This is a genomic window from Deinococcus sp. (assembly GCF_018260405.1).
In the GTDB taxonomy this organism is placed as follows: Bacteria; Deinococcota; Deinococci; order Deinococcales; family Deinococcaceae; genus Deinococcus.
The window spans coordinates 1-5796 of the sequence record NZ_JAGLBG010000114.1 but is presented as its reverse complement, the minus strand read 5'-3'; the positions used below and the strand labels follow the sequence as shown (position 1 = coordinate 5796).

Annotated in this window: 6 protein-coding genes; 4 read left to right on the top strand and 2 right to left on the bottom strand. The window is 64.5% G+C overall.

Going from position 1 to position 5796, the window contains the following annotated elements:
• Positions 1–89: 89 nt before the first annotated feature.
• From QZ269_RS11505 to QZ269_RS11490, 4 genes are all read left to right on the top strand, one after another.
• Positions 90–674 carry an FAD-dependent oxidoreductase gene (locus QZ269_RS11505; RefSeq protein ID WP_291426847.1) on the top strand — a complete coding sequence of 195 codons (585 nt, stop codon included), beginning with the start codon at positions 90–92 and terminating at the stop codon, positions 672–674.
• Positions 675–821: 147 nt separating this feature from the next.
• Positions 822–1400 (top strand): DUF4127 family protein, encoded by a 579-nt coding sequence (locus QZ269_RS11500; RefSeq protein ID WP_291426846.1) that lies wholly within the window; start codon positions 822–824, stop codon positions 1398–1400.
• 28 nt (positions 1401–1428) lie between these two features.
• Positions 1429–2343, top strand: a complete 915-nt coding sequence (locus QZ269_RS11495) for a DUF4127 family protein (RefSeq protein WP_291426845.1) — start codon at positions 1429–1431, stop codon at positions 2341–2343.
• A 150-nt stretch (positions 2344–2493) separates the two neighbouring features.
• A complete protein-coding gene (locus tag QZ269_RS11490) occupies positions 2494–3198 on the top strand; it encodes a tetratricopeptide repeat protein (protein ID WP_291426844.1) in 705 nt (234 codons plus the stop codon).
• 307 nt (positions 3199–3505) lie between these two features.
• Here the strand turns inward: QZ269_RS11490 and QZ269_RS11485 are convergent, their stop codons facing one another.
• Together QZ269_RS11485 and wecB are read right to left on the bottom strand one after the other, a co-directional pair.
• Positions 3506–4489: a diacylglycerol kinase family protein gene (locus QZ269_RS11485; protein ID WP_291426843.1), complete on the bottom strand. Its 984-nt coding sequence runs from the start codon at positions 4487–4489 to the stop codon at positions 3506–3508.
• Between the two features lie 39 nt (positions 4490–4528).
• Positions 4529–5674: a non-hydrolyzing UDP-N-acetylglucosamine 2-epimerase gene (gene wecB / locus QZ269_RS11480; RefSeq protein WP_291426842.1), complete on the bottom strand. Its 1146-nt coding sequence runs from the start codon at positions 5672–5674 to the stop codon at positions 4529–4531.
• Positions 5675–5796 lie beyond the last annotated feature (122 nt).

The following is a 5796-nucleotide window of genomic DNA, read 5'->3' as shown; positions in this document are numbered from 1 at the left end:
AGTTGGGACAGATCTTTTGCGTAATGTCCCTACTCTACCCCTTTCCGCTTCGCAAGTCCCCCTGCTGAGCAGTTACCAACTGCCCGCGCATTCGGGCCGAGCTGCACGACGGCACCGACCCGTGGCAGCTGTCGGCGGCGCAGACCGACGGACGCGCGGGCATCGAGCGCCTGACCCGCTTTTGCCGCCAGTTTTTGCCCGGCTGCGAGAACGCTTTTATCGGCGTGGTCGCCCCGATGGTGGGCGTCCGCGAGTCGCGCCGTATCGTCGGGGACTACACCCTGAGCGCAGAGGACATTCTGAGCGCGGCCAAATTTCCAGACAGCATTTGCCGCAACCACTACCCGGTGGATATTCACAGTGTCAAGGGCGGCGCAAAACTGCTCCACGAGACGGGCGGCGAGGCCCCATACTTTGCCAAAGACGCCTGGCACGACCTGCCTTACCGCTGCATCGTGCCCCAGGGCGTGAGCAATCTGCTGGTGCCGGGGCGGGCGGCCAGCAGCACCTTCGAGGCGCAGTCGAGCGTCCGCGTGCAGCAAAACTGCCACACGATGGGCGAGGCGGCGGGGATTGCGGCGGCCTGGGCTGCGGCGCGGTATGGCGGAGACGTGCGGGCCATAGACGTCAGCGAGTTGCAGACCGAAATGCGCCGCCTGGGAGGCCGCCTATGACGCCGCAGATCGTCCGTACCCGCGTGCGACGCGTTTGGCATCGGTGGCGTGGCGGCGGTGCATTTTGCTGCTCCCAGAGAAGTGCGTCGGAATCCCTATGACTTTGCCCAGCCTTTCAAAGCCCCGTCAGCCTGCCAAAATACCCCTGTGCGCCACGTCCTCCTTATTCCCCCCGACACCCGCCCCCCAACGCTAGACCTTCCCGTGCAGCTGGCCAAAATGACCGGGGCCACGGTCGCCACCCCCCCCGCCGAAGCCCTGCCCCATTTTTTTACTCCCGGCGACACCGCGCAGCTCAGAAGCTGGCTTCTCGAAGAGGCGGCCACAGCCGACGCCCTAATCGTCTGCCTGGAAACCCTGTGCCTGGGCGGCATGATTCCGGCGCGGCGCGTGCCAGACTCGCTGGAGACGGCCCTGGAACGTCTGAACGTGCTGCGGGATATCAAAGAAGCGCGTCCCGACCTGCGAATCTACGCCTTCGGGGTGGTCGTGCGGGTCGCCCATGACAACGACCCACACGAGGAAAAACCGTACTACGGCGACTGGGGCCGCGAGCTGCGGGCCTACAGTACGGCGTTCGACCGACAGGCCCGCTACGGCGCGGCGGAACTTCCGGCACTCGAAGCGGCCCACGCTGCTCTACCCGCCGACATTCTAGCCGACTGGCTGGGCACCCGCGAACGCAGCCGCGCCCTGCATCTGGCGGCTGCTGGCCCCACACAATGAGCAGGGCGGCCTACTGACCCACCTGTGCGTGACCCTGGACGACACCAGCGAGTATGGCCTGGCCGCCTACGACCGCCGGATACTCGAAGCCCGCGCCGACGAACTGGGCGTCTGGGCCAGCTTTGACAGCTACCCCGGAGCCGACGAGGTGCCCTGCGCCCTGGTCACGCGGGCGCTGCGCGAGGGTCTGCCACCGGCCCGCGCCTGGGTGCGTTACAGCGGCACGCTGGGGGCGGCGGCGGGCCTGATCTACGAAGACCGCCCCGCCGGGGAACTGATCAAAGCGCACTTGCGGGCGGCGGGCTGTGTGCTGGCCGACAGTGTGCAGGACGCCGACTTTATACTGGCCGTCAATACGCCGGGCCGACATCAGGGCAACGTTCAGCCCGATTCGGCGACCGTGGACACCCCTGGCCGCCACCTGCCCGCCTTCGTGGACGGTCTGCTGGCCGACCTGAACGTGGGCCGGGCCGTCTCGCTGGCCGATATCGCCTACCCCAACGGGGCCGAAAAGCGGTTGTGGAAGCTGCTGGAGCGCGTGCCCCTGCACAGGCTGGCGGGCTACAGCGCCTGGAATACGGCGGGCAATACCCTGGGGTCGGCAGTGGCGTTCGGAGCACTGGCGGGGCTGGTCACTGAACACGCTAAGCAGGCCGAGGCCGTGTTTTCACGCATGGTAGATGACGCGCTGTACCAGACATTGATCCGGCCCCAGGTGCGCGCCAGTCTGGAGCGCCCCAGCCCCTTTGACCTGGGCGAGCAGCGCGAACCCGCCGAAGTCAGGCTGCGTGAACTGATGGTGGTCGCCGCCGAGCAGCTCTGGCAAAGGCATTTTGCACCGACTGGCTTACAGCTTCAGCTAGGTACACCGCGCCTCGCGTGGCCGCGCCTGTTCACCGGAGTCTTTCCGCTGAGCGTCACACCGCCGCACTCTGAGAGGTGAAGGTATAAATTAAACTTGGTTCATAATTATCTCAGAAAAGCGTACCCGACTCTTTCTTCAGCTATCTCTGGACGGACTGTGTATACTCGGTTCAGATTTTAATTCAAATTCAACACGGTCAAACCTATGACCAGTCCTGGAGGACACCCTATGCGCAAAATGATGATGACCTTGACCCTGGCTTTGACGACCGCCGCCTTTGCCCAGTCGCAGCAGGCCGCCCAGAGCCTGCTGGACCAGGGACGCTGGCAAGAAGCCGCTGCGGCTGGCGCAGCCCTGAACACCAGTGCCGGGTACGCCCTGGCCGCCCAGGCCAACACCATGGGAGCCAGCGTCACCGCGCTGGACGCCCGTAAGCCACTGTTCAACAAGGCGCAGGACTACGCCAAAAAAGCGATCAGCCTGGACCCCAACAATGCCGACGCCTATTTCGAGCTGGCCCGCGCCCAGGGCCGCCTGGCGCAGTACGCCGGGGTGTTCCAGAGCCTCGGCATGGCGAAGGACATGAAGGTCAATCTGGATAAGGCCGTCTCGCTCGACCCCAACCTGGCAGGCGCTTATGTCGGCCTGGGGCTGTGGAATGCCAGCCTGGACACCGGGGGCCTTAAGGGTTCAATCGCCGCCCAGCAAACCGGAGCGAACAAGGCGAACGTGGCCTCCAACTTCGAGAAGGCGTTCAAGCTCGAACCCAACGTGAACAGGCACCACCTCGAATACGCTAACGCGCTACTTGTGCAGGGCAATAAAACCGAGGCCCGTAGCCAGCTGCAAAAAGCCATCGCTCTGCCTGCCGAAACCTACTGGGCCAAGCACGATCAGGCCGTGGCTCAGGCCATGCTCGCCAAGCTGAAGTAAGACGGACTGCCTTCTGTTCAACCGGAGTCCTAGAACATTTTGCAAAAAGATGGTCAAAAGAGCACCATCTTTTTGCCGAGTGGAACGAGTGAACAAGAAAGAGCAGTTCTCCTGAACCTTTTTCGCCCGAGTCCCTGCCCCCTTCCGGCAGGGGCTTTTTTGGTTTACTTGCCTTTAGACTGAGCGCACGCCTGCCCATTGGCGCGACTGGGGCCAGCGCCGCTAGAATCGCCTTAAAGACGCGTTGTACAAGTAGGAAGCAAACACCGAGCCTTTCCGACTCTCGGAGAAGGACGCCCAGTCCCGGTTATCCGTTGAGCAGGCAGACCGCCCCCGGCAGCACCCGCGCCACCACCACGCTGGCCCGGCCACACACGTCGCCGTCGAGGTGAGTAAACACTGGGCTGGACCAGCGCAGCCGAACCTCGCGGCCCCTGGCGTGGCGCACCAGCGGGTGGCCCAGGTGACGCCCCGGCAACACGCGGGCCATTAGACCGATCAGCTGGGGCCGGTTGACCGCCAGACTCCAGACCACATTCAGCAGACCGTCCTGGGCATCCGACCGGGGGCTGATCAGAAAGCCGCTGCCGTAGCGCGTGCCGTTCATGACGGCGGCAATGGCGCTGGGGCCGTGATAAAGCCGCTGCCCGTCGACCTCCACTTCGACCTGAACCAGTTCCAGATGCCGCACAGAAGCCGCCGCGCCCCAGGTGTAGTGCCAGAAGCCCGTAAGAAATCCGGGCGCATACTGCATCGTGTTGGTCAACTGGGCATCGAAGCCCATGCCCAGGCCGTTAAGCAGAACTTTTTGTGACCCGGCCTGCTCGCCCTGCCCAACGTGTCCACCCTGCCCAACGTGTCCACCCTGCCCAACGTGTCCACCCTGCTCAGCGTGTTCACCTGGCACAACCTGAACCTCCAGCGCGTCTACTTGCCGTGGCTGAAAGCGCAGCCGGTCGAGCGCCTGGGTAAAGTCTCCAGGCTTCAGGCCCAGCATTCCGGCGAAGTCGTTGCCGCTGCCCAGCGGAACCACCGCCAGCGGGTGGTGCCCCGCGATCAGCGCGGGCAAAATGGCAGCCACCGTGCCATCGCCGCCGCCGACCAACACGGGTCTGCCGGGCGCCAGGGCCTGAACCTGGGCCAGAGCTTGCTGGGCGCTGGAGGCGTTTAGCAGTTCATAGGGTAAGCCGCGTGCCTGCAACTCGGCGGCCAGGCGCGGCCACTGCCGCTGGGCAAGGCCCCGTCCAGCAGCAGTATTAAGGACGACCGCAAAGGGAAAACAACTGTTCACGTTCGCTCCAGCATAGGGCAAGAGCGCCCGAACAACAGTTCAGGAAGTGGGCGACCAGTCTGCGGGGCGCCCGGCCAGACCGAAGTGCCACGCGACCGCCTGGGCGATCCGGTCGGCGGCTTTGCCGTCGCCATACGGATTTTGAGCAGAGCGCATCCCAGTCAGCTCGCCCTCGTTACCCAGCAAGTTGGTCAATACCTGTTCCAGCTGCGCGGGGTCGTTGCCCACCAGTTTCAGCACCCCGGCCTCGACCCCTTCCGGGCGCTCGGTCACGTTCCGCAGCACGGCCACCGGCACGCCAAGCGCCGCCCCCTCCTCCTGAAGGCCACCCGAATCGGTGGCAAGCAGCTTGGAGGCCGCCATCAACGGCGCCATCTCGCTGTAGTCCAGCGGCTCGGTCAGCTCGAAATTAGCCACCTTACCCAGCGCGGGGCGAACCGCTTCCTGCACGGCGGGCGACAGATGCACCGGGTAGATAAAATGCAGCTCAGGGAATCTGGCGGCCACGCGGCCCAGCGCCCGCGCCATCTCGCGCATCATCGGCTGGTTCTCGCGGCGGTGCATGGTCACCGTGACCAGTTGTTGCCCGGCGTCCAGGCGCTCTTGCCACTCCGGGCGCAGCGGCACGCGGCCCGCCACGTCGCGCACGGCGTCTACTGCTGTCTGTCCGGTTACCACAATGCCCGCCTCCGACTTGCCCTCGCGCAGCAGGTTGGCCTTGCTGCCCGGAGTCGGGGCAAAGTCCAGCGCCGACAGCACCCCGGTTAGGCGGCGGTTGGCTTCTTCCGGAAACGGCTCACGCAGGTTGCCCGAACGCAGCCCCGCCTCGACGTGACCCACCGGAATGCCCTCATAAAAGGCCGAGAGCGCCACGCAAAATGAGGTCGAGGTATCGCCGTGAACCAGCACCATGTCGGCCCCCATTTCACTCAGCAGTCGGCCACTGCGCGGCACGATGCGGCCCGTGAGGTCAGCGAGCGTCTGACGCTCGGTCATCACGTCGAGGTCTTCATCGGGCGTCAGACCAAAGACCTTCAGCGCGGCGTCGAGCATCTGGCGCTGCTGCCCGGTCGAAAGGATCAGCGGGGTCAGGCCGGGAAAGCGTTGGAGCGCACTGTAGACGGGGGCCATCTTGGTCGCCTCGGGGCGGGTGCCGAAGGCCAGGACGATCTTGCGGTCAGTCATGCTCCGATAGTACCAGCGGCCACAAAAAAAAGCTGGCGACTGTCTTAGAGCCTGTCAGTATAGCAATCTGACTTTTTACGAAAAATATGTAAATAGCATAGTAAAGGTATCACGGATGGGTG

Bases quoted from the DNA above. Each gene is read 5' to 3' on its own strand.
- QZ269_RS11490 (WP_291426844.1), top strand. From the start codon at position 2,494: ATGCGCAAAATGATGATGACCTTGACCCTGGCTTTGACGACCGCCGCC.
- wecB (WP_291426842.1), bottom strand. From the start codon at position 5,674: ATGACTGACCGCAAGATCGTCCTGGCCTTCGGCACCCGCCCCGAGGCG.